General features: G+C 66.4%; 31 protein-coding genes and 2 pseudogenes. 20 read left to right on the top strand and 13 right to left on the bottom strand.

Features of this window, described 5'->3' with window-relative positions; all coding sequences use genetic code 11:
- Window positions 1-34: 34 nt before the first annotated feature.
- From ACSHWB_RS03375 to ACSHWB_RS03365, 3 genes are all read left to right on the top strand, one after another.
- Entirely contained in the window at window positions 35-535 is a 501-nt protein-coding gene (locus tag ACSHWB_RS03375; RefSeq protein WP_439660623.1) for a DinB family protein, read from the top strand.
- Window positions 536-614: 79 nt separating this feature from the next.
- On the top strand, window positions 615-1520 hold the full coding sequence (locus ACSHWB_RS03370) for an NADP-dependent oxidoreductase (RefSeq protein ID WP_439660622.1): 906 nt from the start codon (window positions 615-617) through the stop codon (window positions 1518-1520).
- Window positions 1521-1687: 167 nt separating this feature from the next.
- A complete protein-coding gene (locus tag ACSHWB_RS03365) occupies window positions 1688-2764 on the top strand; it encodes an endonuclease (RefSeq protein ID WP_439660621.1) in 1077 nt (358 codons plus the stop codon).
- On the opposite strand, the gene ACSHWB_RS03360 is transcribed toward ACSHWB_RS03365, so the two are convergent.
- Complete coding sequence (locus tag ACSHWB_RS03360; RefSeq protein ID WP_439660620.1) at window positions 2751-3197, bottom strand: NUDIX domain-containing protein; 447 nt, start codon at window positions 3195-3197, stop codon at window positions 2751-2753. The genes ACSHWB_RS03365 and ACSHWB_RS03360 overlap by 14 nt on opposite strands.
- A gap of 10 nt (window positions 3198-3207) precedes the next feature.
- On the opposite strand from ACSHWB_RS03360, the gene ACSHWB_RS03355 reads away from it, so the two are divergent.
- The 6 genes from ACSHWB_RS03355 (at window position 3208) to ACSHWB_RS03330 (ending at window position 8711) form a co-directional block, all read left to right on the top strand.
- Complete coding sequence (locus ACSHWB_RS03355; protein WP_439660619.1) at window positions 3208-4269, top strand: DNA polymerase IV; 1062 nt, start codon at window positions 3208-3210, stop codon at window positions 4267-4269.
- A 28-nt stretch (window positions 4270-4297) separates the two neighbouring features.
- Complete coding sequence (locus tag ACSHWB_RS03350; RefSeq protein ID WP_439660618.1) at window positions 4298-4510, top strand: hypothetical protein; 213 nt, start codon at window positions 4298-4300, stop codon at window positions 4508-4510.
- Window positions 4511-4685: 175 nt separating this feature from the next.
- The gene (locus ACSHWB_RS03345) at window positions 4686-5513 is read left to right on the top strand and encodes a hypothetical protein (protein WP_439660617.1); all 828 of its coding nucleotides are present in this window, start codon (window positions 4686-4688) and stop codon (window positions 5511-5513) included.
- A gap of 118 nt (window positions 5514-5631) precedes the next feature.
- A complete protein-coding gene (locus ACSHWB_RS03340) occupies window positions 5632-5811 on the top strand; it encodes a DUF397 domain-containing protein (protein ID WP_439660616.1) in 180 nt (59 codons plus the stop codon).
- 168 nt (window positions 5812-5979) lie between these two features.
- Window positions 5980-6843 (top strand): helix-turn-helix domain-containing protein, encoded by an 864-nt coding sequence (locus ACSHWB_RS03335; RefSeq protein ID WP_439660615.1) that lies wholly within the window; start codon window positions 5980-5982, stop codon window positions 6841-6843.
- 284 nt (window positions 6844-7127) lie between these two features.
- Window positions 7128-8711 (top strand): TIR domain-containing protein, encoded by a 1584-nt coding sequence (locus ACSHWB_RS03330; RefSeq protein ID WP_439660614.1) that lies wholly within the window; start codon window positions 7128-7130, stop codon window positions 8709-8711.
- A 45-nt stretch (window positions 8712-8756) separates the two neighbouring features.
- Here the strand turns inward: ACSHWB_RS03330 and ACSHWB_RS03325 are convergent, their stop codons facing one another.
- From ACSHWB_RS03325 to ACSHWB_RS03315, 3 genes are read right to left on the bottom strand one after another with little or no spacing between them, the layout of a single operon-like run.
- Window positions 8757-9638, bottom strand: coding sequence for an SRPBCC domain-containing protein (locus ACSHWB_RS03325; protein ID WP_439660613.1), 882 nt, complete (start codon window positions 9636-9638; stop codon window positions 8757-8759).
- Window positions 9639-9640: 2 nt separating this feature from the next.
- On the bottom strand, window positions 9641-9952 hold the full coding sequence (locus ACSHWB_RS03320; RefSeq protein ID WP_439660612.1) for an ArsR/SmtB family transcription factor: 312 nt from the start codon (window positions 9950-9952) through the stop codon (window positions 9641-9643).
- Between the two features lie 37 nt (window positions 9953-9989).
- On the bottom strand, window positions 9990-10445 hold the full coding sequence (locus ACSHWB_RS03315; RefSeq protein WP_439660611.1) for a GyrI-like domain-containing protein: 456 nt from the start codon (window positions 10443-10445) through the stop codon (window positions 9990-9992).
- A 75-nt stretch (window positions 10446-10520) separates the two neighbouring features.
- On the opposite strand from ACSHWB_RS03315, the gene ACSHWB_RS03310 reads away from it, so the two are divergent.
- On the top strand, window positions 10521-11657 hold the full coding sequence (locus ACSHWB_RS03310) for a PLP-dependent aminotransferase family protein (protein WP_439660610.1): 1137 nt from the start codon (window positions 10521-10523) through the stop codon (window positions 11655-11657).
- On the opposite strand, the gene ACSHWB_RS03305 is transcribed toward ACSHWB_RS03310, so the two are convergent.
- The 4 genes and pseudogenes from ACSHWB_RS03305 to ACSHWB_RS03290 all read right to left on the bottom strand — a co-directional run bounded on the left by ACSHWB_RS03305 (window position 11654) and on the right by ACSHWB_RS03290 (window position 13777).
- Window positions 11654-12067: a PPOX class F420-dependent oxidoreductase gene (locus ACSHWB_RS03305; RefSeq protein ID WP_439660609.1), complete on the bottom strand. Its 414-nt coding sequence runs from the start codon at window positions 12065-12067 to the stop codon at window positions 11654-11656. The genes ACSHWB_RS03310 and ACSHWB_RS03305 overlap by 4 nt on opposite strands.
- A 282-nt stretch (window positions 12068-12349) precedes the next feature.
- Window positions 12350-12793: pseudogene (gene rnhA, locus ACSHWB_RS03300) on the bottom strand (ribonuclease HI); the annotation flags it as partial.
- Window positions 12794-12804: 11 nt separating this feature from the next.
- Window positions 12805-13182: a DUF1801 domain-containing protein gene (locus ACSHWB_RS03295; protein WP_439660608.1), complete on the bottom strand. Its 378-nt coding sequence runs from the start codon at window positions 13180-13182 to the stop codon at window positions 12805-12807.
- Window positions 13183-13186: 4 nt separating this feature from the next.
- Complete coding sequence (locus tag ACSHWB_RS03290) at window positions 13187-13777, bottom strand: TetR/AcrR family transcriptional regulator (protein ID WP_439660607.1); 591 nt, start codon at window positions 13775-13777, stop codon at window positions 13187-13189.
- A gap of 62 nt (window positions 13778-13839) precedes the next feature.
- On the opposite strand from ACSHWB_RS03290, the gene ACSHWB_RS03285 reads away from it, so the two are divergent.
- Window positions 13840-14382, top strand: coding sequence for an NADPH-dependent FMN reductase (locus tag ACSHWB_RS03285; protein ID WP_439660606.1), 543 nt, complete (start codon window positions 13840-13842; stop codon window positions 14380-14382).
- Here ACSHWB_RS03285 and ACSHWB_RS03280 read toward each other — a convergent pair.
- Both ACSHWB_RS03280 and ACSHWB_RS03275 read right to left on the bottom strand, forming a co-directional pair.
- A complete protein-coding gene (locus ACSHWB_RS03280) occupies window positions 14379-15023 on the bottom strand; it encodes a hypothetical protein (protein ID WP_439660605.1) in 645 nt (214 codons plus the stop codon). The genes ACSHWB_RS03285 and ACSHWB_RS03280 overlap by 4 nt on opposite strands.
- Window positions 15024-15084: 61 nt before the next feature.
- On the bottom strand, window positions 15085-16026 hold the full coding sequence (locus ACSHWB_RS03275; protein ID WP_439660604.1) for an amidase family protein: 942 nt from the start codon (window positions 16024-16026) through the stop codon (window positions 15085-15087).
- A 10-nt stretch (window positions 16027-16036) separates the two neighbouring features.
- Between ACSHWB_RS03275 and ACSHWB_RS03270 the strand changes: the two genes are divergently transcribed.
- Window positions 16037-16618 (top strand): DUF7711 family protein, encoded by a 582-nt coding sequence (locus ACSHWB_RS03270; protein WP_439660603.1) that lies wholly within the window; start codon window positions 16037-16039, stop codon window positions 16616-16618.
- 37 nt (window positions 16619-16655) lie between these two features.
- Here the strand turns inward: ACSHWB_RS03270 and ACSHWB_RS03265 are convergent.
- A pseudogene (locus tag ACSHWB_RS03265) lies at window positions 16656-16847 on the bottom strand (MBL fold metallo-hydrolase); the annotation flags it as partial.
- A gap of 32 nt (window positions 16848-16879) precedes the next feature.
- Between ACSHWB_RS03265 and ACSHWB_RS03260 the strand changes: the two are divergent.
- Window positions 16880-18385, top strand: a complete 1506-nt coding sequence (locus ACSHWB_RS03260; RefSeq protein ID WP_439660602.1) for a recombinase family protein — start codon at window positions 16880-16882, stop codon at window positions 18383-18385.
- A 36-nt stretch (window positions 18386-18421) separates the two neighbouring features.
- Here ACSHWB_RS03260 and ACSHWB_RS03255 read toward each other — a convergent pair whose 3' ends face one another.
- On the bottom strand, window positions 18422-19177 hold the full coding sequence (locus tag ACSHWB_RS03255) for a hypothetical protein (RefSeq protein WP_439660601.1): 756 nt from the start codon (window positions 19175-19177) through the stop codon (window positions 18422-18424).
- Between ACSHWB_RS03255 and ACSHWB_RS03250 the strand changes: the two genes are divergently transcribed.
- The 3 genes from ACSHWB_RS03250 (at window position 19167) to ACSHWB_RS03240 (ending at window position 21686) form a co-directional block, all read left to right on the top strand.
- Complete coding sequence (locus tag ACSHWB_RS03250; RefSeq protein WP_030476773.1) at window positions 19167-19373, top strand: helix-turn-helix domain-containing protein; 207 nt, start codon at window positions 19167-19169, stop codon at window positions 19371-19373. The two genes, ACSHWB_RS03255 and ACSHWB_RS03250, sit on opposite strands and share 11 nt — an antisense overlap.
- 391 nt (window positions 19374-19764) lie before the next feature.
- On the top strand, window positions 19765-20121 hold the full coding sequence (gene mobC, locus ACSHWB_RS03245) for a plasmid mobilization relaxosome protein MobC (RefSeq protein ID WP_439660600.1): 357 nt from the start codon (window positions 19765-19767) through the stop codon (window positions 20119-20121).
- Window positions 20118-21686, top strand: a complete 1569-nt coding sequence (locus ACSHWB_RS03240) for a relaxase/mobilization nuclease domain-containing protein (RefSeq protein WP_439660599.1) — start codon at window positions 20118-20120, stop codon at window positions 21684-21686. The genes mobC and ACSHWB_RS03240 overlap by 4 nt, the downstream gene beginning before the upstream one ends.
- A gap of 73 nt (window positions 21687-21759) precedes the next feature.
- Here the strand turns inward: ACSHWB_RS03240 and ACSHWB_RS03235 are convergent, their stop codons facing one another.
- A complete protein-coding gene (locus ACSHWB_RS03235; RefSeq protein WP_439660598.1) occupies window positions 21760-22278 on the bottom strand; it encodes a hypothetical protein in 519 nt (172 codons plus the stop codon).
- A 243-nt stretch (window positions 22279-22521) separates the two neighbouring features.
- Between ACSHWB_RS03235 and ACSHWB_RS03230 the strand changes: the two genes are divergently transcribed.
- From ACSHWB_RS03230 to ACSHWB_RS03215, 4 genes are all read left to right on the top strand, one after another.
- Window positions 22522-22698 carry a hypothetical protein gene (locus ACSHWB_RS03230; RefSeq protein WP_439660597.1) on the top strand — a complete coding sequence of 59 codons (177 nt, stop codon included), beginning with the start codon at window positions 22522-22524 and terminating at the stop codon, window positions 22696-22698.
- 382 nt (window positions 22699-23080) lie between these two features.
- Window positions 23081-23725, top strand: coding sequence for a hypothetical protein (locus ACSHWB_RS03225; RefSeq protein ID WP_439660596.1), 645 nt, complete (start codon window positions 23081-23083; stop codon window positions 23723-23725).
- A gap of 200 nt (window positions 23726-23925) precedes the next feature.
- Complete coding sequence (locus ACSHWB_RS03220; protein WP_439660595.1) at window positions 23926-24858, top strand: hypothetical protein; 933 nt, start codon at window positions 23926-23928, stop codon at window positions 24856-24858.
- 242 nt (window positions 24859-25100) lie between these two features.
- Window positions 25101-26531 carry a hypothetical protein gene (locus ACSHWB_RS03215; RefSeq protein WP_439660594.1) on the top strand — a complete coding sequence of 477 codons (1431 nt, stop codon included), beginning with the start codon at window positions 25101-25103 and terminating at the stop codon, window positions 26529-26531.
- Window positions 26532-26546 lie beyond the last annotated feature (15 nt).

The following is a 26546-nucleotide window of genomic DNA, read 5'->3' as shown; positions in this document are numbered from 1 at the left end:
GGTGGTTGTCCGCAAACGGATTTACGGTCGGGGCATGGACTGGAACAAGCAGTTGACGGACCAGCTCGAGTTCCACTGGAACGTGCAGGCGCGGCCGCGGCTCGAGGGCCTGACGGACGCCGAGTACTTCTGGGAGCCAGTGCCGGACGCGTGGACAGTCCGGGAGGGCTCGATCGACTGGGAGTACCCGCCGCCCGAGCCGACGCCGGTCACCACGATCGCGTGGCGGATGACGCACGTCATCGTGGGCGTGTTCGCGCAACGGTCCGCGTCGCACTTCGGCGGCCCGCCGGCCGACTACGCGACCTGGCCGTTCGCGCGCAGTGCCGACGAGGCGCTGAAGCAGCTGGACGACGCCTACGAGACGTGGATGGCCGGCGCGCGCAAGGCCGATCTGTCGAAGGCAGTCGGTCCGGCGGAGGGACCGTTCGCGGCGGAACCGATGGCGACCCTCGTGCTGCACATCAACCGCGAGGTGATCCACCACCTCGCGGAGGTCGCCCTGCTTCGCGATCTTTATCTCCGGGAGAGTTAGTCACCTGTTAGTGCCTACTTTCTAGAAGTTGGCGCTAACTGCAAGATGGTGCCCATCGAGAGCTTCGAAGGGGATCATCATGCGAGTCATCACGCAGAAGACCGTGGGCGACGCGTCCGTGCTGGAGGTCGCGGAGGTGGCGACGCCCGTGCCCGGACCGGGCCAGGTGCTGGTCAAGGTGCGTGCGGCGGCCGTGAACCCGGTCGACACCTACATCCGTTCCGGCGGGTTCCCCGCGCTCGGGCAGCCGCCGTTCACGCTGGGCTGGGACGTCGCGGGCACCGTCGAGCAGGACGGCGAGGGGTTCACGGCCGGTGAGGAGGTCTACGGCCTCCTGACCTTCCCCGGCACCGGCGGTGGTTACGCCGAGTACGCCGTGGTGAACGCCGCCGACCTGGTGCGACGGCCGTCGTGGCTGACCGTCGAGCAGGCGGGCGCGACGCCGATGGTGGCGCTGACCGCCTGGCAGACGCTCATCGGGCGGGCCGGTGTGTCGGCCGGCCAGCGCGTGCTGGTCCACGCCGCCGCCGGTGGGGTCGGGCACGTCGCGGTGCAGATCGCCAAGGCCCAGGGGGCGTACGTGATCGGCACGGCGTCGGCGGCCAAGCACGACTTCCTGCGCTCGCTCGGCGTGGACGAGGTGATCGACTACCGCAACCAGGACTTCACCGAGATCGAGCCGGTCGACGTCGTGCTGGACACCGTCGGCGGCGAGTACGCCGAGCGGTCCGCCCGCGTGCTGAAGCCCGGTGGCGTGCTCGTGTCGATCATCCCGGGCAACCCGGGTTTTGACGTTGACCGAGCTTCGGAGCTCGGCATCCGGTTCGAGTTGTTCATGGGCGTCGTCGCCTCCGGTGCCGATCTGGCCGCGTTGCCGCAGCTCAAGGTGCAGCTCGACCACGTGGTGCCGCTGGCGGACGTCGTGAAGGCGCACGAGCTCGTCGAGTCCGGCCGCACCACCGGCAAGGTGGTCCTGGTGCCGTGACCCCTCGTTAACCATCCGTTGACCATGTACACCGATCGTGTGCAAAACACCCACACGATCGGGGAGTGCTCATGGCGCGGTGGAGTCCACTTGCCTTAGTCGTAGCTTTGCTTGCGGCGGTCGGCCTCTACGGGTCGACCGCCGCTGTCGCAGCAGCTCCGCTCACCGTGGCGCAGGCCATCGCGACCCAGAACGGGTCGTCGGCGACTGTCCGCGGCTATGTCGTAGGCCAACCCACGGCCACGACGACCGTCATCCGTTCGGGTTATCCCAACGACTACGCGCTGGCGCTGGCCGACTCGGCGTCCACGACCAGCACGTCGAACATGGTCTACGTGCAGATCCCCTCGGCGTTCCGCGCCTCGTGGGGCATGAAGACGAACCCGTCGCTGCTGGGCAGGCAGATCGACGTCACGGGCTCGTTGAGCGCGTACTTCTCGCACCCCGGTCTGACCTCGTCGACGGCGTTCGCGTTCGCCGGCACGACGCCGCCGACCAGCACCACGACTCCACCGACCACGACCACGACCACGACCACCAGCGCACCGCCCGCGAACTGCCTCGCGTACTACGCGACGGCCTGCGACAAGACGGGCGCGGCGTTGAAGTCGGCGCTGAACTCGATCATTCGCAACCAGACCAAGCTGGACTACACGCAGGTCTGGGAGGCGCTGAAGGTCACCGACCAGGATCCGAACAACTCGGCGAACGTCGTTCTGCTGTACAGCGGCGTCTCCCGCGCGAAGTCCGCGAACGGCGGTGACCAGGACGACTGGAACCGCGAGCACGTCTGGCCCCAGTCGCACGGCGGTTTCGGCACCGGCGCGGGTGCCGGCACCGACCTGCACCACCTGCGGCCGGAGGACGTCACGGTCAACGGGGCCCGCGGCAACCTGGACTTCGACAACGGCGGCACCCAGACGCACCCCGAAGCGCCCGGCAACCGCTACGACACCGACTCCTGGGAGCCGCGGGCAGCCGTGAAGGGTGACGTCGCGCGGATGCTCTTCTACATGGCCGTGCGTTACGAGAGCGATGACCAGCTGAACCTGGAGCTCAACAACTCGACGTCCAACGGCTCGCAGCCGTTGATGGGCAAGCTGTCCGTGCTGAAGCAGTGGAACCTGCAGGATCCGCCGGACGCGGCCGAGCAGCGCCGCAACCAGGTGATCTACGACAGCTACCAGCGCAACCGGAACCCGTTCATCGACAACTACCGGTGGGCCGACTCTATTTGGCCGTGAGTCGTTCGAGGAAGGGGCGTTGCGCGGAGACGATCTTCGCGCTCGCCTCTTCCACGCTGAACCACTGCACGCGGTCGACCTCGGGGAAGCTCTTCTTCTGACCCGACTTCGGCGGCCACTCCATCTCGAACGTGCCCGGCGTGACGGTCTCCGGATCCAGGTCGCCCTCGAGCGCCCAGACCGTGATGACCTTGCCGGAGCCCTTGGCCTCGCCGAGCTCGATCAGCTCGCCGTCCGGCACCGGCAGCCCGAGCTCCTCCTGGAACTCCCTGCGCGCGGCCTGTTCGGGCGTCTCGTCCTCGGTGTACTCGCCCTTGGGCACGGACCACGCGCCGGCGTCCTTGCGGGCCCAGAACGGGCCGCCCATGTGCCCGAGAAGCACCTCCAGCTGCTCGCGTCGTCTGAAGAGCAGGATTCCGGCCGACCGTTTCATACTGTCCAGCATGGCGGACTGGGTCCTGCACGTGGACCTCGACCAGTTCATCGCGGCGGTCGAGGTGCTGCGCGACCCGTCGTTGCGCGGCAGGCCCGTGGTGGTCGGCGGCAACGGCGACCCGACCGAACGCGCGGTCGTGGCCACCGCGTCCTACGAGGCGCGCGAGTTCGGCGTGCGTTCGGGCCTGCCGTTGCGGACCGCGTTCAAGAAGCTGCCGGACGCCGTCTACCTGCCGGTGGACCACGCGCTGTACGAGGCCGCGTCGGCGGACGTGATGGCCGTGCTGCGCTCGTTCCCCGTGGTCGTCGAGGTGATGGGCTGGGACGAGGCGTTCGTCGGGGTCGACGTGGACGATCCGGTCGAGTTCGCGCGGTCGGTGCAGGCGGCGGTGCTGGCGGCGACGGGCCTGCACTGCTCGGTCGGCATCGGCGACAACAAGCTGCGGGCCAAGATCGCGACCGAGTTCGGCAAGCCCGCCGGCGTCTTCCAGCTGACGCGGGACAACTGGGTCGAGGTGATGGGCCACCGGCCGACGTCCGCGCTGTGGGGGATCGGCGCGAAGACCGAGCGCAAGCTGGCCGAGCTCGGCCTCGTGACCGTGACGGACCTGGCCACGGCGTCCGCCGACGAGCTGGCGGCGCGGTTCGGCCCGAGGATGGGGCCGTACTTCCGCGGGGTCGCCCAGGGCGCCGGTGACACGGTCGTGAGCGCGACGCCGTGGGTCGTGAAGTCCCGGTCGCACGAGAAGACCTTCCAGCAGGACCTCTCCTCGCTGGAGGACATCCGCCGCGAGGTCGTGGCGCTGGCACATCAGGTGGCGCTCGACGTGGTCGCCGAGGGCCGCCCGGCAGTGCGCGTGGGCGTGAAGGTGCGGTTCGTGCCGTTCTTCACGAAGGTGAGGCTGATGAAGCTGCCATCGCCGACCTCCTCCGCCGACGAGCTGGCGGCGGCCGCGCTGGTGGTGCTGGACCGCTTCGAACACGGCCGGGCGGTACGTCTTCTCGGGGTGCGCGCGGAATTCTCTGCCGATGATGTCGAACCGAAAGCTTCTTCTTCGACGTATCAGTAAGTAGAGGTTTAAGCGCTAGGAGAAGAAGATGACCGACTCATCGCTCACCCACCGCGACCGCGCCGTTCTCAGAGCAGTGGCGGACGGCCGTTGCGAGATCGCCGGAAGCTCCCTGCTCGTCGACGGCCTGTGCTGCGCCGACCAGTTCGCCGGACTCCGCCTGAGGACTGCGGGCCTGATCAGCACCGGTCCCGGTCCCGCGGCACTGACCAGCGCGGGCTACCAGGTGCTCGCGGCCTGATCGTCATTTCGCCGCGTTTTCGCGGTTCGAGAACCGATAGGCGCCGTCTGGGGTTCAGAACGGTTCAACGGCAGCCCGGATTTCTTCACGACTTTTTCTCGCACTCGCTCTGCTGTTGCGCTGGATGCTGCCCGCTCGCGGAAATCCGCTGGCTTGGCTGCGGATCATGGTTTGCATGGGTGTCTTGGCGCGGGTGCTGCGTTCGGTGGGTGGCGAGGACGTGCTCGACCGTCTCGCGAGCCTGTCCGGCAGCGACCTGACGAGTTTCCTGCTGGCGTTGACGCGGCGTCGTGCCGGCGCGCTGTCCGGCGCGGACGTGTTGCGGCAGTACCGGTCCGACCGGTTCGTGGCGCCGTCCGAGGTGCCGTTCCCCTTGCTGCGCAAGGCGGAGGACAGACTGCTGGCCGCGCTGCCGCCATCGTTCTCCGTGCTGGGACTGGCTCCCGTGGCGCCTTTGGGGACGTGCTCCGCCGTGGCCGAGATGGACCAGAACAACATCCTGTCGACCGTGCGCGGCACCGAGGTCGCCGCCGACCCGACGAACGCGCTGGCGCTGGAAGCCGCACTGCTGCGCCAGTCCGGCCCGGCCGACGTGCGCCTCGCCGCGGTGCAGCGGGTGGTGCGGGCGCAGTTGTTCAGTGGCGCAGGGAGGTTCGCGCACTTCACGTTGTTCGCCGCGGTGTCGGCCGGCCGCGACCGCGGCTCGCTCGCCTTCGAGCGCGAGCACTTCGCCGAGCACGTCACGTTCCTGCGCGAGGCGTGCGGTGACGTCGAGTTCCGCGTGACGGTGCTGGATCCGCGGTTCGAGGTGGTGCGCGGCGACCTGCCTGCCGACCCGTCGCGGCACACCGGCTACTACAAAGGCCTGTGCTTCAAGGTCTTCCGCGACGGCGTGGAGATCGGCGACGGCGGGTTCGTCGACTGGACCGCCCGGCTCACCGGCAACCGCAAGGAACGCCTGCTCATCAGCGGCGTTGGTGTAGACCGGTTCGCCACGCTCTGATTCCACGTGACGGCAACAAGTTCCACAAGGCGACCTCTGGCGGTAGATCGATCAACTTGGTGGATCTACGCTCAGGTGTGGCCTTGTCGGGTCGGGGACCTTGCCGGGAGGGCGACCAATGGCGGCGGAGCTCACGTGGAAACGCAGTACCTACAGCGCTAGCGGCGACGGCAATTGCGTCGAGTGCGCGGGTGACGGCCATGTGGTGTTGATCAGAGACTCGAAGTGCCGCGACGGTCAGCGGCTCGAGGTCTCGTCGGCGAGTTGGCGCGCGTTCGTCCTCCTCGCTCGTTCGTGAGCACGCCGAACGGGTGACGCCCTCCACTCTGATGGAGTCCGCGATTTGATCTGCGTGGCTGCTTTCTGCGATCTTTCTCTCTGAAAGTGGTCAATTGGTGGCCAACCATTGTGGAGTCCCTCCAATTGAGGGCTACCATTCTGCTACCTAGCAGATTGAGGAGTGGCGTTGCCCCGCAAGGAAAGTCCCGTCGTACTGCAGAAGCGCCTGCTCGGCGAACTGAAGCAGACGCGGGACGAGCTCGGTCTCAGTCAGCAGGCCGTTGCCGACGCGATGGACTGGTCCGTTTCGAAACTGATCAGGATTGAAAAGGGGGAGAACAAGATCTCTGTCACCGACGTGCAGGCGCTCCTCTTCCACTACGGGGTGCGCGACGACGACCGGGTCGCCGAACTGGTGGGCATGACCAGGGCGATCCGGCAGTCGAAGTCGGCGTGGATGGAGAAGTACCGAGGTTCGTTCAGCGAGCAGTTCGCGAAGTACGTCGAGCTGGAGACCGCTGCCGTCCGCATTCGGCAGAGTCAGCTCAACGTGGTGTCCGGGTTGCTGCAGACGCCGGACTACGCGCACGCGTTGGTCAAGAGCTATGGGAACCCGGACGCTGCCGTCGAGCGCGGTGTGGAGATCCGGATGCACCGCCAGTCGGTGCTGGATCCGGACGGTCCCGAGATCTCGATCATCCTCGACGAGTCGGTCCTGCACAGGGTGATCGGCAACGAGGGTGTGCTTCGCCGGCAGTTGGTGCGGATCAGGGAGGTCGCGGCCCTGGACCACGTGACGGTGCAGATCCTGCCCTTCTCCGCCGGCATCCACCCGGCGATGAAGGGCTCGTTCTCGATCCTCGAGTTCTCCGAGGGGGAGGAGGACTTCGCTCTGCTGCTCGAACATCCCGGCCGCGACGAGCTGATGACGGCGGGGCCGGAGCTCAAGGAGTTCCTGAACTACTTCATCCAGCTGGAGGGCTTCGCGCTGCCGGCTGAGGAGACGCCGAAGGTGATCGAACGACGACTGAAAGAGCTAGGAGGGGCCTGAATCGCTGAGGCCGGGCGGGTGGCTGCGCCAACAGCCACCCGTCCGATGGCAGATCACAACCCGAACCCCAGTCCAATGAGGCGAGGCAATGTCGCCGTAGGCAAGCCTATGACGTTCGATCCCAGATGAGTGCCGCCATCCAGGTTCCGCTCGGGTGATTGCTCCTCGCCGCACCGGTCCTCGCTGACCGGCGAGCGACCACGGCCGCAGGAGGCGCACCATGTGCAACGACACCAGATTTCGCACGTACCCCCTCGTAGCTCAGCACGGGAGAGGTCGCTGCGATGGCCATATTCGTTAGCTACAGCAGTAGCGATGGAGGTGCGGCCGCCTCGGCGCTGGTGGGGGCGTTGCGGTCCCGCGGGCTCGACGTGCTCTGGGACGGCGATCTCACGGTCATCCATCCGCTGTCCATTCCGGCCTGGATGGAGACCGCCGTCCGGGACAACACAGTGCTCGTCGTCGTGTCCGACGACTATCTGAAAGCGTTGCAGTCCAACGACTTCATGGAGCGCAGGGGAGTGCGCTACGAAGCGGGGCTGGTGCGGCACAAGATCTACCACCACGGTGGCGCGGACGGATGTGCCGTGGTGCCGGTGGTACCGCCGGACTTCGACGCGAACACGCTGCCGTCCGTGCTGCAGCAGCTGGTGATCCACCGGTTCGATCCCGGCACGCTGCACGGCGTTGAGGAACTGGTGCGCAGTCTCGGCACGCTCGAGGCGGGGAACGGGGGTGAAGTGATGCAGGTGGAACAAGGGGTGGACCGGAGCAGGGTGATGCTGGCCGCGCTGGAGGCGCATCCGCCGTCGTCCGTGCTGGCGTACCGGCTCGCGCGCGACCTGGTGGAGCAGGGCGAAGGCGATCTCGAACTCGCCAGGTCGTTCGACTCGGTCGTCGGTGTCGCCAAGGCGCACGGCGACGTGCAGCTCGTCAGCCGGCTGTCGCAGGTGTGCCTGAAGACGCTCACGTCAACGTTGCCGTTGAAGGGCGAAGGTGCCCTGATGGCGAAGGTGCTCGTCTCGGGGAAGGCGTGGCATCTGTTGCGGGAGCACCGTTTCAGTCAGGCGGCCTCGGTGGCCGAGGAGGGGACGCAGATCGCGAAGAAGTACCGCGACCTGTCCACGGCCGCGCGCGGACAGCGTGCCCATGCGCGGGTCTTCCTGCACATGGCGATGGAGGCGCTGCCGTACGACCGCGAGTTCTACCTGCGCAACTGCGAGCATCTGCTGATCCTCGCGACGACGTCGTTCCGTTCCATCTGCGGGCCGACCAGCGAGGAGGTCGGGGTGTGCGCCTCGCTGCACGCGGAGAAGCAGTTGCTGCGGTACGAGATGACGGGTGAACGAGACCTGCTGGTGGCCGCGGGGGAGAGCGCGGCGGTGGCCGAGGGCCTGCTGACGCCGGGCACCGAGCCGTACCACTGGCTCACCGTCCTGCAGGCACGGCTGTGCTTCGCGGCGCGGAAGTACAACGAGGGCAAGGAACTCGTCTCGAACGTCATCACCACCGCGGAGTATCCCGAGGTGGTCGCCAGGTCGTTGCAGGTGCGTGCCGACCTGCTGCTCGCCACCCGCGAGAAGCCGGAGGCGGTGCGCGACCTCCTCGACGCCGAGGACCAGTTCCGGACGCTGGGCTGCGACTACGCGGCGGCGTCCTGCTGGTGGGCGATCGCGAAGGTCGACTCGACCAAGCTCGTCAGCTTCCGCCTGAGCGCGGACGACGTGCAGCGGCTGGAGGACCTCGCGCCCGACCCGCGCGACCGGCGGCTCGCCGTGATGGCGCACGAACTGCGGACGGCGAAACGGCTCGGGCGGCGGTGTGTGCCGGACTGGGCCTGTCTCGTCGACCGCGTGCAGCACGCTTGACCCGGTGGCGCGGCCGTTGCGCGACGGCCGCGCCCGGGGTCCTGGTCAGCGCTCGGCGTAGCGCCGGGTCAGTTCCTCCTCCCGGTCCGCCGGCCACGGGCAGCGGATCTCGCCCTGCGTGGCCGCGAAGAACAGCTCCAGGTGCACGTGCCAGGCCGCGAGCGCCTCGGGGCCGTGGGCGTTCTCCTGGACGAGCGTGACCGTGGTGCCCTGCAACGGCACGTGCTCGAACTCCCAGCGCACCTTGCCCTTCGGCTCGCCGTCCTGGAGCCACTCGTACTCCAGCAGGTGCGGTGCCTCGGACCTCGTGACCCTGCCCGGTGTGAGGCCGGGGTGGGCGGCGCGGGCCGGCACGGTGTTCTCGGTGCCTTCGGTGAGGACCTGCCAGACGTCGTCGAGCGGTGTCCAGACCAGGTCGCGGGTGAAGCGCACGCCGCCGGGTTCGTCGGTGCCCTCGTCGAGGCCGAAGAGCCGGACGTAGTGCTCGATGCGCGACAGCCACTCCGTCGGCGGTTCGAACGGCGTGCCGTCGGCGTGGGCCACCAGCGCGTCCAGGCAGGTGGTCCAGCCCGGCGCGTCGCGGCCGACCGACAGCCTGTTCGTGACGACCGCGGTGAAGACGAGCAGGCAGCCGTCCTCGCGCGGCAGGATCTCGAAGCGCAGCACGTCGTTCAGCCAGCGGAAGGCGAAGACCTTCGGCGGGTCGGACTCGAGCAGTTCGCCCTCGCCCCCGTCGGCGTCGACCGGTGCCGCCTCGGGGAACGTGAAGCGCATCTTCTCGCCGTCGATGTCGACCTCGGCGGGGAACCAGTGCTTCATCTCGGCGGGATCGGTGACGACCCGCCAGACCTTCTCCGGCGAGTGCCGCAGGACGCGCTCGAAGCGCAGCACGGGTTTGCCCTCGATCATCCGCAGTTCGGCGTCCACGGTCAGTCCCCTTCGATCTCGTCGAGCCGGCGTTCCAGTGCGTCGAGGCTCTTCTCCCACATCCGGCGGTACGGCGCGAGCCAGGCGTCGATCTCCGCCAACGGCTCTGGCGACACGCGGTACCAGCGCTTCTGGGCGTCGGTGCGCACCTCGACCAGACCGGCCTCCCGCAACACCTTGAGGTGCTTCGAGACGGTCGGCTGGGCGAGTGTCAGCCGGTCGACCAGGTCGCCGACCGGCCGCTCGCGTTCACGCAGCAGGTCGAGGATCTCCCGGCGACTCGGATCCGCCAGCACAGCGAATGTAGATGCCATGCCAGCAATATAGCTGTATCGGCATATAGCCGCCACCTCAGCCCGCGATGCGGATGGCCACCTCCGTCTTCCACTTGCTCAGGTCGTGCTCCACGGCCGGGTCGGTGAAGTACGTCTCGAGGCGCGCACCCCACCTGTCACCGTCGCGGTCGAACTGGACGGTGTGGGCGAGCAGCCGATCGGTGACGGCGGCCAGCCCGTCCGGACTGCCTTCGTGCAGCGCGACCACGTACTGACCGGCGGGCAGCGTGGCCGTGAACACCTCGCCGTCAGCGGGCACCTCCGCGACGGTGGGGATCCCGGCCTCGACCTCGAACTCCTCGGCGGTGACGCGTAAGTACCGCAGGAACGGCGCTCCGGTGACCGGTAACTCGCGATCGGCCAGCCACTGCATGACCTCGGGGAAACGGTCCGCGATCTTGCCGAACGTCTCCAGCGTCACCGTGTCCTTCACGGCGGCGTAGGGCTGCTCTCCACGTGTCTCGATGTCCATGTCCACCACGCTAGCGACGAGCACCGACAGAAAATCGGGGTCCGGCGGCGGAGGGTGCCGGTTAACGTGAAGTTCATGCACCGCACCCTCTCCGTGGCCAGTTCCCCGGTGCGCGACCTGCTCGCGCTGACCTCCCGCCCCGAGGTCATCTCGTTCGCCGGCGGGCTTCCCGCCTCCGAACTGTTCGACCTGGACGGTGTACGCGCCGCGTACGACCTCGCCCTGCGAGACCGCGCCGTCCTGCAATACGCGCCCACAGAAGGAAACCCGGCCCTGCGCGAGCTGGTCTCCGCACGCCTGACCGGCCTGGGACTGCCCACTTCGGACGTCCTGATCACCACGGGTTCGCAGCAGGCGCTGGCCCTCGTGGCCACCGCGATGCTGGGACCCGGTGCGGTCGTGGCGGTCGAGGAACCGACGTACTTGGCTGCGTTGCAGTGCTTCCGGATGACCGGCGCCCGAATCGTGCCCGTTGCCAGTGATGAGGACGGCCTGATCCCCTCGTCGTTGCGCTCGGTGGTGGCACAGGAGAAGCCCGGACTGCTCTACCTGGTGCCGACGTTCGCGAACCCGACGGGCCGCACCCTGTCCGCCTCACGCCGTGCGGAGATCGCGGACATCGCCGCGGCCAACGAGCTCTGGATCGTCGAGGACGACCCGTACGGCGAGCTGCGCTACCGGGGTTCGGCCGTGCCGCTGCTCGCCTCCATCAGCGACAGAACCATTTATCTGGGCAGCTTCTCGAAGGTCGGCGCCCCGGGCATGCGCCTGGGCTGGCTGCGCGCCCCCGCCGAACTGCTGCGCACCCTGACGATCGTGAAGCAGGCCGCCGACCTCCACACGTCCACAGTGGACCAAGCTGCTGCCGCGGCCTACCTGGCGCACAACGACCTCGACGCGCACATCGCCCGCCTGTGCGTGGAGTACGGCGCCCGCCGCGACGCGATGATCGCCGCGCTGCCCGCCACCATGCCGCCCGGCACGACGTGGAGCGACCCGGACGGCGGCATGTTCGTGTGGCTGCGGCTGCCCGGCGAGATGGACAGCGCCGAGCTGCTCAAGGAAGTGTTGCGGCACGACGTCGCGTTCGTGCCCGGCTCGGCCTTCTTCGCGACCACGCCGGATCACGCGACGTTGCGGATGTCGTTCACCGCCAACGCGGTGGAGGACATCGGCGAGGGCATGGCGCGTCTGGCGAAGGTGCTGCGCTAGGACGCCCAGGGACCGACGCCCGCGAGGCGGTCGACCTTGATGCGCGTGATGAACCCGGCCGGCGGGTTGTCCATCGGCGGGAACTTCACCTCAGGCCCGAGATAGACGTGCGCGAGGCGCTGGAGCAGTTCCGGCGCCCCGCCCTCGGTGATGCGCGCAGTGCCGTAGACGACGAGGTACTCCTGCAGGCCGTGGTCGTTGACGTTGGGCGTCTCGACGGACAGCACCACCCGCCCGTCGTTGCGGATGTTGCGGACCTTCTGGTGTGACGCCAGGTGGCCGGAAACGATCTCGTCGCCGTCGAGCCCCACCCAGACGATGGTGACCTGCGGGGAGCCGTCCTGGCCGAGCGTCACGAGATGGCCGAGTGCCTTGGACTCCAGCACCTGCCGGGCGGATTCGGGAAGCATGCCGGCGACGCTACGCCGGTTCGCGGGCCGCTACGAGAACAGTTCCAGCGCGTCCTGGTGGTACTCGCACCGGCCGCCACCGGTCGCGACGGCACACGGCGCGCCCTTCTTGGTGAGAGCGCCGCACTGCAACGCCGGGTCGTGCACGTGGCACAGCCCGTTCGCACCCGCCGTGATCGGGCAGGGCGTGCCCTTCTTCGTGGGCGCGCCACACGGTTCGCTGCTCAGTTCGCGCGCCTGCTTGGGTTTCGCGACCTTCTTCTGCTTTGCCTGGGGCTGCTTGACCTCGCGCCCCGTCACCTCTTCGACGCCACGTACGGCGAGGCGGTCGGCGCGCTCGTTCTCCGGGTGACCCGCGTGGCCCTTGACCCAGTGCCACTCCACCTCGTGCCGGTTGGCGGCTTCTTCGAGGCGGCGCCACAGGTCGGAGTTCTTGACCGGCTCGCGGGCCTTCGTGAGCCAGCCGTTCGCCTTCCAGCCGTGCACCCACGAGGTGATGCCGTTGCGGACGTACGTGCTGTCCGTGTACAGGTCCACGGTGGACGGGCGAGTCAAGCTCTCCAACGCCATGATGGGCGCCATCAGTTCCATGCGGTTGTTCGTCGTCGGACCGATGTCACCGCCGTACATGTCCTTCTCGTGCTCGCCGTAGCGCAGCACAGCACCCCAGCCGCCCGGACCGGGATTGGGACTGCACGCACCGTCGGTGTAGATCTCGACCGCCATGCGTCAGGAGGCTACCGACGGGCTCCGGCACCCCTGCGACGGCGGTTGTTGGCGATGATGTGGCGGAACATCTCGACGAGCGCCGGCGCGTTGATCGGCTGATCGCGGTACACGGAGATCATGCGCGCGGTCTTGTTCCCGTGACCGCTCGTGATGATGTTGTGCGGGTCCGGCACCATCGCCTTGTCGTAGAGCATCACGTTCACGTGGTCCTTGGTGCCGAGCAACGCGCACACGTTGCCTTCCAGCACGAAGTACGGCCGGTTCGTGAACTTGATCATCTCCTCGACGCCGGGATCGGCCTCGTGAACGAGCCTGCGCACCTCGCGGCAGATGTCCTGCTGCCACTCCGGCAGCCCGGCGATGTAGTCGTCGACGCGTGTGTCCATGACCCTATGTCGCAGCCCCTTGCCGTTTCTCGACATCGTGCCCGTGCAGAAAGACTCTGACACCGGCCGCGATGTCGTCGTCGTCCGGACGCGTCCCCCTGATGCTGGGATCGCCGGTCATCGTGAGCAGCATCAGGTGCACGGCCGCACGTCCTGGATCCTGGAAACCGAGCTTGCCCAGCTCGTCGGCGAGCGCCCGCACCACCTTGCGCGGTCCCGTCTCCTGCCACGCCTCGATCGCCTCGGCGGGGATGTGCGTGAGCTCGGCGTTGATCTGCCGCACGAGGGCGAAGTGCGTGGCGTTGCCGAGCTCGGCGCACATGGCCTTCCCGAACGCCACCAGGTCTTTCTCGAGGTCCGTGACCTTGTGGAAGTGCCGTTCGATGATCGCGATCTGGTCGCGCGCCGCCGCACCGGCACTCGCCTGGATGACGTTGCGGAAGAGGTCGGCCTTGTCCGCGAAGTGGTTGTAGAGCGTGCGCGTCGACACCTCCGACTCCTTCGCGATGGCGTCGATGCTCGCCCGCGTGTAGCCGTCGCGCGCGAACACGCCCAACGCCCCGTGCAGGATCGCCTGCCGCTTGTCAGGTCGCATGCCCCCGAGCTTAGTACAACGACCGTTGCACTAAGTACCACGGCCGTTGTACTTTGGCGGACATGCGCATCGCAGTGATCTTGGGAAGCACGCGTCCCGGCCGCCGTTCCGAGGGGGTGGCGCGGTGGGTCGTGGACGTGGCCGGCACCCGCACCGACGCGTCGTTCGAGCTCATCGACCTGAAGGAGGTGAACCTGCCGTTGCTGGACGAACCGGTGCCCGCGATCTTCGGCGAATACACACACGCACACACGCGAGAGTGGGCGTCACGCATCGCGTCGTACGACGGCTTCGTGTTCGTCACGCCCGAGTACAACCACTCGTTCCCGGCCGTGCTGAAGAACGCGCTCGACTACCTGTACGCGGAGTGGAACGACAAGGCCGCCGGTTTCGTGTCGCTGGGAGGCCACGGCGGTCTGCGCGCCGTCGAACAGCTCCGGCTGGTGCTGGCCGAGCTGAAGGTGGCGACCGTGCGCACTCAGGTCGCGTTCGGGCGCGGCGACCTGCAGGGGGAGTTGCAGCAGCACGAGGAGCTCAGCGGGATGCTCGACGAACTGGTGGCGTGGGCGTCGGCGTTGAGGTCGGTACGCGCGGTGGCGGCCTAACGCGGCAGCCAGCTCGCGATGTCGGCGAGGGCGTCGAGCGTCTCGCCGCTCACGTTGCCGGACGCGGACTCCGTCTCGGCGATCACCACCGTGCTGCTGTCCGGACGTGACTGGTAGTGCAGCCCGGTGAAGCGGATGTCCGCTAAGTCGAGCAGCGGGGTCGCGAGTGGCGTGATGTCGCCGGTGCCGTGCACGTCGATCAGCTTCTTGAACTCGCCCGCGTCACGACGGTTCCGAAAGCCGACCCACGCCACGGACACGACCGCGACGTTGCCCCGATCGTCGCCGACGGCGAAGAGGGTGCGGTCGAGCGACTTGCACGGGTTGCGCAGGAAGTGGTCCCGAACCTGGCCGAAGGAGTGGGACACGCATTCCAGCGCCGGTTTGGCCGTGCGCTTGAGCGTGCGCATGTTCATCTGACGCCACGCGCCGTCCGCGTCGCCGTTGCGAGCGGACTTCTTGCCCTCGGACCTGGCCTTGCCGAGGTTCACCCCGGCCGAGTCGACGGCGACCGTCGAGGCCCCGCCGCCGGACAGTCCGCCGGCGACCGACATCGCCAGCACCCCTGCGGCCACCACGGCGCCCGCCCTGCCCGCTCCGGGGTCGGACCCGCCTCCAGCACCGCCGATGCGTCTCGCCATGTTTGTCCTCCTTGAGCGAGGAGGACACCGCACGGGACGGGTCCGGCGGTGTTGATTGGGATCAAATCACCCGATCGGCTCCCCCGAAGACCGCGCGGGCGGCGGCGACCAGGTCCGCCTCCCTCCCGTGCCGCGCCACGGCCTGCAACCCCACCGGCAGACCTTCGGAGTCGAACCCGGCGGGGATGCTGATCGCGGGGTGCCCGCTCAAGTTGAACGCCCAGGTCAGCGACGTGTTGACGCGTGCGCCAGGCCCGTCGTGGCCGTGCGGCGGACCGGGCGTGGTCGGGGTGAGCAGCACGTCGGCGGTCTCGAACAGCAAGTCGAGCACCGGGTTGGGGCCGCAGCGACCGGCGAACCAGTCGGCGGCGGGGTCCGCGAGCTTCAGCGGGACGGGGCGCGGGCGTAGTGGGGCGGCCGCCTGCCAGGCGATCGACGCCTGCTCGTCGTCCACCACGGCGAACCCCAGGTCGGTGGACCAGACGGCGTTGGGTGTGCTGACCTCCGTGACGCCGAGGTAGGTGGCGAGCAGGGCGGGGTCGCGGGCGAAGACGCCTACGGCGGCCCGTTCGGAGGAGGTCGTCTTCAGGCCGAGCACGTTGCACCACGCGGCCGGGATGCGGATCGAGCCCGCGCCGTCCACGCCCGTGGCCAGCGGCACGACCCCCACCGCCACCGCGACCGCCGAGCCCGCTGACGAACCGCCTGGTGTGCGGTCCAGGTTCCACGGGTTGCGTGTGAGGCCGCGAGAGTTGCGGCCCCACGTCTGCCACGGGGTACTGCCATCGGGCGTGGTGGTCAGTCCGATCGGTACGCACCCCATGGCCATCAACGCCTCGCGGTGGCTGCGGCGTTCGCCCCGCTTCACCGCGATGGGCATGCCCGCGAACGGCAGCGAGGGGTCCGCCTCGGGCACGGGCGTGCGGAAGACCTCGTGGAACGCACACAGCGCGGGCTCGACGAGATCCAGCCGCGCCAAAGCCTCCGCCACCAGGTCAGGCATGATCCACCTCGTGAAATGGACGCGTGCAGTGCACCACCTGACCGAACTCGCTGAGAAGTGCGGCGACCTGCCGACCTCGTTCTTCCGGTTCCAGGTGATCGAGCTGTGGGTCTTCGGCGACCTGCTCGACGTGCCGCGCGACGTCGACGTCATCGAGGTGGCCCTGGTCACCGACCTGCCGGTGGACGAGGTGCCGTGGCGCAGCGAGCCGGTCGGCGCCGAGCACTGGGCGAACTCGACAAGGCTGTCGCGCAACCCGTTCGAGGCACGGTGGCGGTCGAAGGACGCCCCGGTGTGGAACCACCGCATCGAACGGCCCGCGCTGGTCTGGAGCGCCGCGGACGGCATCAACGAGGAAACGCTCGTGGCGGTCAGCGACGGCACCGGTGAGCTGGTCCGGATCCCTGCCCCATCGCCCGAGGAGCTCAGGAAGCGCATCGAGGACGAGCTCGCGGTGAGCCTGCGGGCGTTGCGGCGCGAGAACCAGGCGTACACCGACCAGCGGTGGAATCCCGGCAAGCTCACCCCGTACTCGGACGCGCTGTGGCGCACGACCACCGGGTACCTGGACTTGCTCGACGAGGTCGGCTGACGCCGGGAGCACGAGTCGTGCGTCCCGGCGTCGCGCGTCACCAGCCTCGGGCGCGCCACTCCGCCAGTGAGGGCCGTTCCTTGCCGAGCGTCGAGTCGTCGCCGTGGCCGGGGTAGAACCACGTGTCGTCCGGCAGCACCGCGAACAGCCGGTCCTCGACGTCGTTGATCAGCGACGCGAAGTTGTCGGCGGACGTGGTCTTCCCCACACCCCCCGGAAAGAGTAAATCACACTAGCGGTGAACATCGGTAGCCTCTTCTCATGACCGAGGTCGTGGGGATCTACGCGCGCATCAGCGAAGACCCGATGTTGCAGGAGAAGGGCGTCACCCGCCAGCTTGAGGACGGTCGCGCACTCGCGCAGTCCCGCGGGTGGACCGTTCTCGACGAGTGGGTCGACAACGACCTGAGCGCACTGCGTGGGGGACCGCGACCTGCATACGAGGCGCTGATGAAAGCGGCTTCGCGGGGCGAGATCACCCGTATCGTCGCCTACGGCATGGCGAGGCTGTGGCGCAATCGCAAGGAACGCGTGGACGCGATCGAGCTGTTGGCAGCAGCCCGCGTGTCCATCTCGCTGGTGAAGGGCTCCGACATCGACCTCACGAGCGCAGCCGGCCGCATGGTCGCGGGCATCCTCGGCGAAGCCGACACGTTGGAGTCCGAGCTCAAGGGTGAGCGCGTTGCCCGTGCCGCACTCCAACGTGCGGAGGAGGGTCGTGCCAACGGTGCCGTGGCATACGGATGGCGGCGGGTCTACGAGCAGGACAAGAACGGCCGTGTCTTGAGCTTCACCGACGAGGTGGACGAGGCCGAGGCGGCCATCGTGCGCGAGATCGTCGATCGGCTGCTCGCACGCGAGTCCTTGAACGTGATCACCGCGGACTTGAACGCCCGCGAGGTGCCCACGCCGTACGGCGGCGACCGATCGTGGGGCACCAGCTCAGTCCGGAAGCTGGCGCTTCGGCTGTCCAACATCGCTCGCCGTAAGCGCGGAGGAGAGGACTTCGGGCCAGCAGCGTGGCCGCCGATCGTGGATCAGGACAAGCACGATCAGGTCGTCGCTCTTCTCACCGACCCCTCGCGAGTGCAGACGCGTGGCGGTGCCCGACAGCACCTCCTGACGTTCGGAATCGGCTGTTGTGGCAAGTGCGGTTCAGCTCTTCGAGTCTCCAACAGGTGGGTGAACCAGCGCCGCAAAGAGCTCGGCAAGACACCGCTCTACGTCTGTGATGCGGCGTCCTCGTGCGTCGGGCGGCGTCAGGAGTGGGTGGACGACCTGGTGGAGCGCGTGGTCGTGCGACGGCTTCAGGAACCCGATGCCCGCGACCTGCTGACTCGGGACGACGTCGCCGCGCAAGCCGCGCGAGAGCATGCCGCTGGCATCCGCGCCCGGCTCCAGGCCGCAGCCGACGACTACGCGGACGACCTGCTTGATCGCGAGCAGTTCCACAGGATCAACGCGAAGCTCCGGCCGGCTCTTGAAGAGGCTGACCGAGAAGCCATGCGTCTGGTCGTCGGTGTTCCCAGCGACATGGTCACCGAGATGGTTGGGCCTCAAGCGCAGGAGCGTTGGAAGCAACTGACCGTGCTTCAGCGCCGGGCACTCCTCACGGCGATGGGTGTCACGGTCACGATCATGCCGTCCCGAGGCGGCCCGGGCTTCAAACCCGAGTCGGTCAGAATCCAGTTCGAACGGGACGACGATCAAGCCACGCCCGAAGCGACTCGCAATCTGCCCACGGATTTCTTGGAAGCTCGTTCCTGAGCTGTCTACTGTGGTCACATGAGTACTCGGGGGAGCTCAGAAGCGCGGCGGGACGCAGTGGTGCGTCATGTGACCGCGCCAGCAGCCCGTGCCGAGTGCTACTCCGCTCGAGAGATCCATCGACGAGTGCATCTCGTTCGCGAGCTGCGTAAGTCCCTTCCACCGGAAGAGATGCAGGTCATCGAGTCGGCATTGCCTCGCGGTCTGCTCGGTGGATTCGAGGCCTTCGCCGACCGCATCGACGCGGCGAACAAGAGGGTTGCCGCGAGTCATCCGAAGCGACTCAGGTTGATCGCGAAGGCGATGGATCTTCCGTTCACGGTCCACCAAGAGCTGATGATCCTCAGCGAACACGACCCGTTCAAGCGGTCCGTCAGCCGCGACTTCGGCCGTGCGTTTGGCCTGGGCGTGAAGCCTGCGGATCGACCAACGATCGCGCTTGAGGTCGACGCGGCAATGCGACTCATCCGGCTCTTGGTGTTGCTGTCCAGGGCTGCCGAACAGAAGTTTCCTGTGTCGGTCCTGCTGTGGCTGCTTGACCTCTTCGCCGGTGAGTTCGTCGCGCCGCCGGCCACCGAGCCGTTGCAGAACGCGCCACCCGCGCGTCGAGCGCGTCCACCAGGTCGACTTGTCGTCACTGGTCCGCGCGTTGCCCGTGCTCCAGGACGCCGCGTCCCTCGCAGCTCGTTGCAGCGAGGGCCGGGATGGGCTGTGCGCGTTCGGGGGAACGCTGTAGGCGCATAGCGCGTCGCTGGCCTTCCTGTTCAGGAAGGGCCACACCGTGGCAGACAAGACTCCACCTGCTTACCTCCCTGTGTCGGAGGCGGCCGCACATCTGTCCGTCTCCGAGGTCACAATCCGCCGGGCGATCAGGGCCGGAAAGCTCCCGCACATCCGTCTTGGACGGCTCGTGCGGGTCGCCGTCGACGACCTCGACGCGTTCGCGGCGGCCCATCGGGTAGCGGGGGTGACCCGTGACCCGCAGTAGAAGGACACGCGAAAAACCCGCTCGTCACATCGACGACTACGTCGAGGAGATCGTGCGTAGCGCGCCGCCGTTCAGCGCGCGGCAGCGGCTGAGGATTGCCGCGATCTTGTCGACCGGCGACGACTCAAGTCCGCGCGGCGGATGTCGTTGACCGGCTTGATTTTCGGGGTGCCGGTGCGCGTTGTGACACCGGCACCCCGCCGCTCCCAGCAGGAGTGGCGACAGGAGCAAGGTAGACAAAAAGCAGCCTTTGGCCTTGCTGGCCGGCGGCCGCCAAGCTTGGCTCATCCGGGGGGATGGCATGGCGCGTAACGGAAGTACCGGGGGATACCGACCGCACGCTCTGCAGAAGCGTGGCATCGCGAAGACAGCACGGTTCAACGAGCCCGAGATGAGTGCAGTCGTTTCGGCCGCAGCGCGAGCACAGCTCCGAGTCGGTGCGTGGATCGCAAAGGCAGCCGTTGAAGCGGCACTCGCTGACAACAACCCGCGGCGAGTAGCCGCGAAGGAGATCGGGCAGCAGCTGATGCAGGTGCAGACGGAGCTTCAGCAGCTGCGTCGCGCGAGCGTCCTGCACGGCAACAACCTGAACCAGTTGGCGGCTGTGGCGAACACGACCGGCGAGGTCGGCCTCGCTTCGTCTCGCGTCATCGCGAACATCGATCGAATCGTCGCTCAACTGGATGAGCGCCTGTCCGCAGTCGATGCACTCCTGGCACGCATCGTCGACCGCTTCGAGTCGACATGATCGGAAAGGTGACGCGCGGCTGGAACGTCTACGGCCTCATCCGCTACTTGATGGGACCAGGAAGCACCGAGCAGTCAGCACACACGGATCAGCACGTCTTCGCGACATGGGACGGTCGTCCCGAGGTGCACCAGCCCGAGCAACTCGGAACCGACCGGTTCGACGTCGGTGCCTTGGTCGCAGCTCTTCGGGCACCTGCAGCGCTCGCCGGGGTGCCCAAGCGCCGTCCGCGTGAGGATGACTGGTCAGGCACTGTGAGCCGGGTCCCGAAAGGCCCCGTGTGGCAGTGCTCGTTGCGCAACCATCCTGACGACCCGCTGCTGACGGACGAGCAGTGGGCAGACGTGGTGGCGGACGTACTGCACCGCACTGGGATCGCCGAGCGCGATGATCCTGGCGGCTGCCGATGGGTCGCGATCCGTCACGCGCCTGACCACGTGCACATCGCCGCAGTGCTGGTTCGACAAGACACCGGCGAGCTCGTGCACCCGCACCGCAACTACGACTTCCGGCGTGTGAAGGAGGCGTGCAACGCGGCCGAGGAGCGGTACGGCCTTACAAGCACAGGTGCCGCGGATCGGACGGCGACACCTCGTCCCACTCGTGCTGAGAACGAGAAGGCTTCCAGGCTCCACGCCACTGGCCAGAGGCAGACGGACGTCGCGGTTCGCAACAAGCTGCGTCGTCAGGTTTCCAGCGCCGCTGCTGCCGCGCGGAACTGGGACGAGTTCGTGGAGTACCTGGAGTTGGCGAATGCGACGGTACGCGTCCGTCAAGGTCATCACGGCCGGATTCTCGGCTACTCGGTCACGGACGCCTCCGACCCGGCGTGCCGCACCGCCTCGGGTGATTCGCTGTACTTCGCCGGAGGAAAGCTCGGTCCGGATCTCACCTACTCGAAGCTCATGAGCCGGTGGGAATCGGTGGAGACGACCGTGCCCGCCTCGGTGCAAGGGATCGTCGATGAGGTTGTTCTGCCTGCATGTGAGCGGATGCGGCACCGCGGACCATTGAACAAGACCGAGTTCGGACAGCAGGCGATGCAGGGCATCGCTCATGCGGCAGGCGACATGCTGTTGGCTCTCGTCGTTGTCGCCGATGCGGATCGAGTGCCACTGCTGATCGACGCATGGGAGACATACGCGCGTGCCGGCCGCGTACCCGAGCAGATCCTGCCGCGGCGGTGGGCAGCGGTGTCGCGCGATCTGCGTACGGCTGCCAACCAACTGATCAGAGCAGGTATGCGTAATCCAGCACGCCAACGGGCCACACCCGGACAGTTCATCGCGCTCTTGATAGCGGTGGCAGCGCTCGTTGCCGAGATCGCGGCGTGGCACGTGGCGCACCAGCGCCACGTCGCGGCTCGGCATGCTCGGGCTACCCGCGCGGTGCTGGATCAGATGGTGGCAGGGCAAACGAACCGCGTGCCACCGCAAGGTCTCACGCCGCCAGTGGCTGCGACCTCGAGATTGCATCGAGAACTTGCCACGAGACCGCCGTTCGGATCGCTCCCAAACCATCGATCGGCTTCTGTGAGGAGCGATCGCACCCACAGGCGAGCTTAAGATCAAGTTTGTTGTCTGCAAACCGGAACGCTGAGACCTTCGTCCGCTTGGTCAAGGTCGGCTGTCCAGGCAGTCAGAATGGTGGTTCGTCGGCGAACCCACCGCTTCCCGCTGAGGGTGCTTGCCCCCATGGGTCATCAGCCATGATCCGTCGCTGGGCGCGTTCCTGTTCTGCTGCTTGCTGCCGGGCTTTCTCGTCCCGCGTCCTGGGGAGATCGTGCACCGCTCCGTATCTGGCCAAGCGGTAGCACTGGCGGAGTCGGTCTCGATGAGTCGGCGACTGATCAAACCGATCGAAGAAGTCGCTGTCGCCATCGTCCTCGTCGTCCGCGTCCACGTTGGCGATCTGACACAGCGCCAGGAAGATCACCTCGACGGTCTGCCACTCCGGGAGGTGCAATGCCTTCAAGGTCCGACGGACCGTCTCGTGGTTGGCCGTACCGTCGCGTTGGTCGTCGTCCTGCGTGGCGATGATGCGCGCGATCTCGCGTGTCGATGGGCCGTTCGCCGCGACGTAGAACCGCCACAGCATGTCGATCAATGGCTGGTGGTCGTTGGGGACATCCGTTGGCTGGGACAGGCGCGCGGGCATAGGGATCTCCTCTCAACGACCAGGTAAAGACTAGCGATGCCACTCGTTGTCTACCGACATCCAGGCTATGACTGGCTTCGTCAACCGGTTGTCTCGATCATGATCGCGCGTCGACTTCCTTTGAACAGCACTCAAAACCGCAGTTCAGCATTGTTGTGTGGCGTCAAAGGACGTCATTCGCGTCCCGTAGACGGCGCGGTCAGGTCCTGCCCGGCCAGAACCGGGGACTGCGGAAGGTTGCCTGTGAACGAGAACATCGATCGGCAGTGGCATGACGTGCTCTCCGAGAGGAACAAGTTGCGTGTTGATCTGGAGGCACTTGCGGATGCGGTGCGTCGATACCACGACGATCACCACGACGGGGCGGCCCGGTGGTGCGATGCCTTGCCGTGCCGGCTGTTGTTCCAACCACGCCTTTGATGGTCCTGAGTCGTACGTGAGGACGGAGTGCGTTCCGCATCCTTGGCAGTGGAACGGCTGACCGGGTGCCGACTGAGGATTACGCGACCTCTGCCGATCGCCTCGCCGCCGACGACATCACTGGCAGGGCGCTAGACCCGCATCACCTGGGCCCAGCGCGATGCCCGCCGCTGCAGGTTGGTCTTTAGACGGGAGACATCCAGCTGCCGGCCACAGACAGAACACGGTCGCCGATCGCACGTCCTGACAGCGAAGCGCTGGCGCAGATCCGTGCTCTCGAAAGCGTGGCAAACGGCTACAAATCGAGACTGTGTTGGGGGTTCGTGGTAGACCGAGTTCTCCGGCAAGAGTCGACACGCCTAGGCAGAAGGACCAAGCCCTCGTGACGAATACCGCTGAAGTCGCCTCGCGCGAGCACCGACCCGAGCCGCAGCCGGCGAAGGTGGTTCGCTGGAGAAACGGGAAGATGCACATCAGCGAAGACGGCCTCACCACCGTATGCGGATCGGCCATCAGGCCGGATCGCGCCCGTGTCCTGCACGAAACCGCGAACTGGGCCGAGCGCGTCAACTGCTACAACTGCGCATACCGGCACACACCACCGGGTTACGTGTCGCCCCGCTCAAGCAAGGACTTCCCTCTCAAGCGAGAGTGCCAGAACCATCCTGGCCGCGGACTTGCCGTCGACTCCTGCTACATGTGCGATCCCTCAACGCTGCGCCCGCAGAACTGGCCATGCCCCATCGGCTGCTCCAACCCGCTCGATCACAACCCCATGCACAGGTACACGAAGTGCACGGTCTTCCCTGATCCCCGCGAACCCGGAAACACCGGCCGGTGCATCGAGGCCTGCGAATCCAAAGAGCTGGCGATGACGCGCGCGAACCCGAAGTTGTGGTTCGACCTTGCTGACAGCGCGGTGACTACCTGTTACCACTGCGGCGAATCGGTCTGCGTCATCTGCCAACGAGCGGCGGTCGAACGCGACCTCACCTGCTGCAGCCGGTGCAGCGACGAGGCGCTCTAGATCGTGGATCACCACATGTGCGCGAGACTGCGGACATCCGTGCAGCCGACTCCGAACATCGTCACCCACCTTGAAGACAAGATTGAATACGCACGGTTGCTGAACCAGCAGGGCAATAGCCTCGGCCAAGTCGTCGCCAAGACCGGAATTTCTACGATATTCTTGCATTGCTACCTGGACACGATGGGACGGACGTCGTCATGACCGACATTCGCCCGGTAGAGTTGCCAGAGATCCGGGCTTCGATCATCGCTTGGCTGGACAGCCCCGCCGCTGCTCAGCTGTGGTACAAAGCGACCGCTACTGGCAGCTATGACTGGCTTCCCGGCAAAGCCAGCACTGAGCCCTCGGAGGCAGGAAGCTTCCTTCGGGGCGCTGAAATCTTGCGTTTGCGGGATTCTGTGCTGTTCTATGTTGCCGCCGACATGGTCGAATTGGTCGACGCAGCAGCGCGATCCGTCCCGGATTTCCAGCTCGCACCGGAAGACCTTCCCGCTGACGCGGGATTGATGGTATTCCAGCGGCCGATCGCGCCGAGTTCGCTGGGCGAGACGCAACTCGGCATCACCGCCGTGTGTTGGGCCCGAGTACCTGGACGCGATGACGTGCTACTGGGTTCCACCTACCTCGATCGAGATGAGGCGGCCCCTGTCTTCGACCGCATCGCGCCGAATCGGCAGATGGCCACCACCGAGCCACGGCTTGTGTACGCGCACGGCGGCGAATTTGCCTGGCCGTTCGGCGATAACGCCGAAACAATGCTGGACTCGACGAACTTCAAGGTCAACCTGCTGCCCAAGCTACGGGCCGCGTGGTTGCTGATGCAGCAGAAGCCTTTGGTAGATATCAGCGACGTACAGCTTCCTCGTCCGGCACGTAGACGCCTTCTTCGAGGTGGATACGAACCGCGACCGGTCCGTCTGCTTGAACTCCGCCGCCCCAAGGTCACCGATAGTGCAGACGAATCTGCAGTCCGTGAGCATCACCACCGATGGATCGTTCGGGGGCATTGGCGGCAGCAGTGGTACCCGTCTCGCCAGGTGCACCGGCCAGTATGGATAGCGCCACACCTCAAAGGGCCTGATGACGCTCCTCTAGTAGGCGGAGAAAAGGTCAATGTGTGGAAGCGTTGAGTCTCCGTCGACCGTGGTGAGGGAAGTGAACGGCTGCCCGACCAGTGCTGAGCACGTCATTCAGTGCCGTAGTCTTCCCACCGTCAAGGCTTGAAGGCGAAACACTGTTGACGCCGTCATCGTTGACGCGGACCTCATGAAAGGGCTCCAGCACGCGCGGGCTTCCCTGCCGACTCGGTTGAATCAGCCAGCTAGCAGCCCGTATCGTTGTACGCCGCCTATGGAATCAAGAGGAACGCAAGATGAGCCGGAAGACCGCACTCAGGCTTAAGTTCGAGCCGGACGACTACCTGGTCGTCTGGCAGCTGCCGTCTACGAAGGGTGGGACTTTTGCGGCTCACGGGGCCCTGACCGTTGAGGCAGGAAAATCACCAACTGGTATGGCCCACGGTGAATTCGGTGACGCGCTCAAGGAGATGACAAAAGGAGTTGTCGGATTTCCGCAGTACGTCGATGTTCCGACGCTTATCGGAAGCCTTTCTAGTGGAGCGAACGTCCTGCTCATTGACGCTCGTGTGACATTTTGGCACCCGAATCAAGCGAGGATAAATGCGGGCGCTGCCGTTATTACGCTCGCGGACGTCAGTGTCGCGGACGAAGTGCTCTTCGAATCTTTCGAGATCCAGATCGGTGGTCTCGACGCCATCGCTGGTGTCTCGCCCATCAAGAGCACTACCTTCCCGGAGAAGGGTGCCTCGGGGGTGTGGTCGGCTGAACTGCATTCAGACTCCACGCAGGAGTGGAGCGGCGCTGGCGCGACCATGAAACTCTCGTACTATGGATCTTTTCGCTCGTTCGATCCCTATGTCTTCAGCATGAGCTTTAGTCCGGTTTTGAATTGCGAGCTAGCAAAGGCGTTGCCGCTCCGTCAGTTGCTCGACGAGTGGATTACTCCGCTCCGTCGCGTCGTCTCGATCGCAACAGGCCGACCTGAAGAGATCACCTATCTGAGTGTCCGTCCGGTTGTCGGTGGTGACGGGAAGAGGAGTGGGCAACTATTCGGGTCGGGTATTACCCAGGACCCGTATAACTCCACAAGTAAAGATATTGATGGCGTTAAGTCACCACTGAGGCTTAAGGCTGACGAAGTATCTCTTCTTGAGTTGCTGCAGATCTGGCAGAAACTTACGGTGGCGCATCACCCTCTGATAGAGACCTACGGGTCAATGTTGCACGCGCGTGACCAGCACCCGCGATCCCGGTTCCTCTTGCTTCTGCAAGCGATCGAAGGTACGCACGGATACGAGACCAGGGAGTCTTTTGCGAAGCGGCAGAAGGTACATACTGACGCCCGCGATACCGTTGTTGGGTTGGTAAAAGATTGCTTGGACGGTAAGCAACTCAAATTTTTGGAGCGGAACCTCGGCAGGCGGCCGCCGGGAGGTCTGGAACCTGCGATCAACTGGTTGGCTAGGAAGCTTCCCGGGGACGTGAAGAAAATTCTGGACGCGACGGAATTGATCGCCGCGATTAAGGCGAATCCTGTAAACGCCAAGAACGCCCCCGATGCTCTGAGGATCGTTCGCAACGACTTGGCGCACGGTACCAAGGGGTACGACGCGTACGAACTGTATGAGGTCGTCAAGGTGCTGGAACAGATGGTGCGTGCCCATGCGCTGGAACTACTCGGATGTCCGGATGGTGTGATTGGCCGTGTATTCGAGGAGACCTGATCCATTACTCGTTCA

Origin of the sequence: Lentzea sp. HUAS TT2, assembly GCF_051853195.1 — a bacterium.
Taxonomy (GTDB): domain Bacteria; phylum Actinomycetota; class Actinomycetes; order Mycobacteriales; family Pseudonocardiaceae; genus Lentzea.
This window is presented reverse-complemented; position numbering and strand designations above follow the sequence as displayed.

What these genes read in the sequence shown, in the direction of transcription:
- ACSHWB_RS03375 (WP_439660623.1), top strand. Translation starts at nt 35, where the DNA reads ATGGACTGGAACAAGCAGTTGACGGACCAGCTCGAGTTCCACTGGAAC.
- ACSHWB_RS03370 (WP_439660622.1), top strand. Translation starts at nt 615, where the DNA reads ATGCGAGTCATCACGCAGAAGACCGTGGGCGACGCGTCCGTGCTGGAG.
- ACSHWB_RS03360 (WP_439660620.1), bottom strand. Translation starts at nt 3,197, where the DNA reads ATGAAACGGTCGGCCGGAATCCTGCTCTTCAGACGACGCGAGCAGCTG.
- ACSHWB_RS03355 (WP_439660619.1), top strand. Translation starts at nt 3,208, where the DNA reads ATGGCGGACTGGGTCCTGCACGTGGACCTCGACCAGTTCATCGCGGCG.
- ACSHWB_RS03350 (WP_439660618.1), top strand. Translation starts at nt 4,298, where the DNA reads ATGACCGACTCATCGCTCACCCACCGCGACCGCGCCGTTCTCAGAGCA.
- ACSHWB_RS03345 (WP_439660617.1), top strand. Translation starts at nt 4,686, where the DNA reads ATGGGTGTCTTGGCGCGGGTGCTGCGTTCGGTGGGTGGCGAGGACGTG.
- ACSHWB_RS03340 (WP_439660616.1), top strand. Translation starts at nt 5,632, where the DNA reads ATGGCGGCGGAGCTCACGTGGAAACGCAGTACCTACAGCGCTAGCGGC.
- ACSHWB_RS03330 (WP_439660614.1), top strand. Translation starts at nt 7,128, where the DNA reads ATGGCCATATTCGTTAGCTACAGCAGTAGCGATGGAGGTGCGGCCGCC.
- ACSHWB_RS03320 (WP_439660612.1), bottom strand. Translation starts at nt 9,952, where the DNA reads ATGGCATCTACATTCGCTGTGCTGGCGGATCCGAGTCGCCGGGAGATC.
- ACSHWB_RS03315 (WP_439660611.1), bottom strand. Translation starts at nt 10,445, where the DNA reads ATGGACATCGAGACACGTGGAGAGCAGCCCTACGCCGCCGTGAAGGAC.
- ACSHWB_RS03310 (WP_439660610.1), top strand. Translation starts at nt 10,521, where the DNA reads ATGCACCGCACCCTCTCCGTGGCCAGTTCCCCGGTGCGCGACCTGCTC.
- ACSHWB_RS03305 (WP_439660609.1), bottom strand. Translation starts at nt 12,067, where the DNA reads ATGCTTCCCGAATCCGCCCGGCAGGTGCTGGAGTCCAAGGCACTCGGC.
- ACSHWB_RS03295 (WP_439660608.1), bottom strand. Translation starts at nt 13,182, where the DNA reads ATGGACACACGCGTCGACGACTACATCGCCGGGCTGCCGGAGTGGCAG.
- ACSHWB_RS03290 (WP_439660607.1), bottom strand. Translation starts at nt 13,777, where the DNA reads ATGCGACCTGACAAGCGGCAGGCGATCCTGCACGGGGCGTTGGGCGTG.
- ACSHWB_RS03285 (WP_439660606.1), top strand. Translation starts at nt 13,840, where the DNA reads ATGCGCATCGCAGTGATCTTGGGAAGCACGCGTCCCGGCCGCCGTTCC.
- ACSHWB_RS03280 (WP_439660605.1), bottom strand. Translation starts at nt 15,023, where the DNA reads ATGGCGAGACGCATCGGCGGTGCTGGAGGCGGGTCCGACCCCGGAGCG.
- ACSHWB_RS03275 (WP_439660604.1), bottom strand. Translation starts at nt 16,026, where the DNA reads ATGCCTGACCTGGTGGCGGAGGCTTTGGCGCGGCTGGATCTCGTCGAG.
- ACSHWB_RS03260 (WP_439660602.1), top strand. Translation starts at nt 16,880, where the DNA reads ATGACCGAGGTCGTGGGGATCTACGCGCGCATCAGCGAAGACCCGATG.
- mobC (WP_439660600.1), top strand. Translation starts at nt 19,765, where the DNA reads ATGAGTGCAGTCGTTTCGGCCGCAGCGCGAGCACAGCTCCGAGTCGGT.
- ACSHWB_RS03240 (WP_439660599.1), top strand. Translation starts at nt 20,118, where the DNA reads ATGATCGGAAAGGTGACGCGCGGCTGGAACGTCTACGGCCTCATCCGC.
- ACSHWB_RS03235 (WP_439660598.1), bottom strand. Translation starts at nt 22,278, where the DNA reads ATGCCCGCGCGCCTGTCCCAGCCAACGGATGTCCCCAACGACCACCAG.
- ACSHWB_RS03220 (WP_439660595.1), top strand. Translation starts at nt 23,926, where the DNA reads ATGACCGACATTCGCCCGGTAGAGTTGCCAGAGATCCGGGCTTCGATC.
- ACSHWB_RS03215 (WP_439660594.1), top strand. Translation starts at nt 25,101, where the DNA reads ATGAGCCGGAAGACCGCACTCAGGCTTAAGTTCGAGCCGGACGACTAC.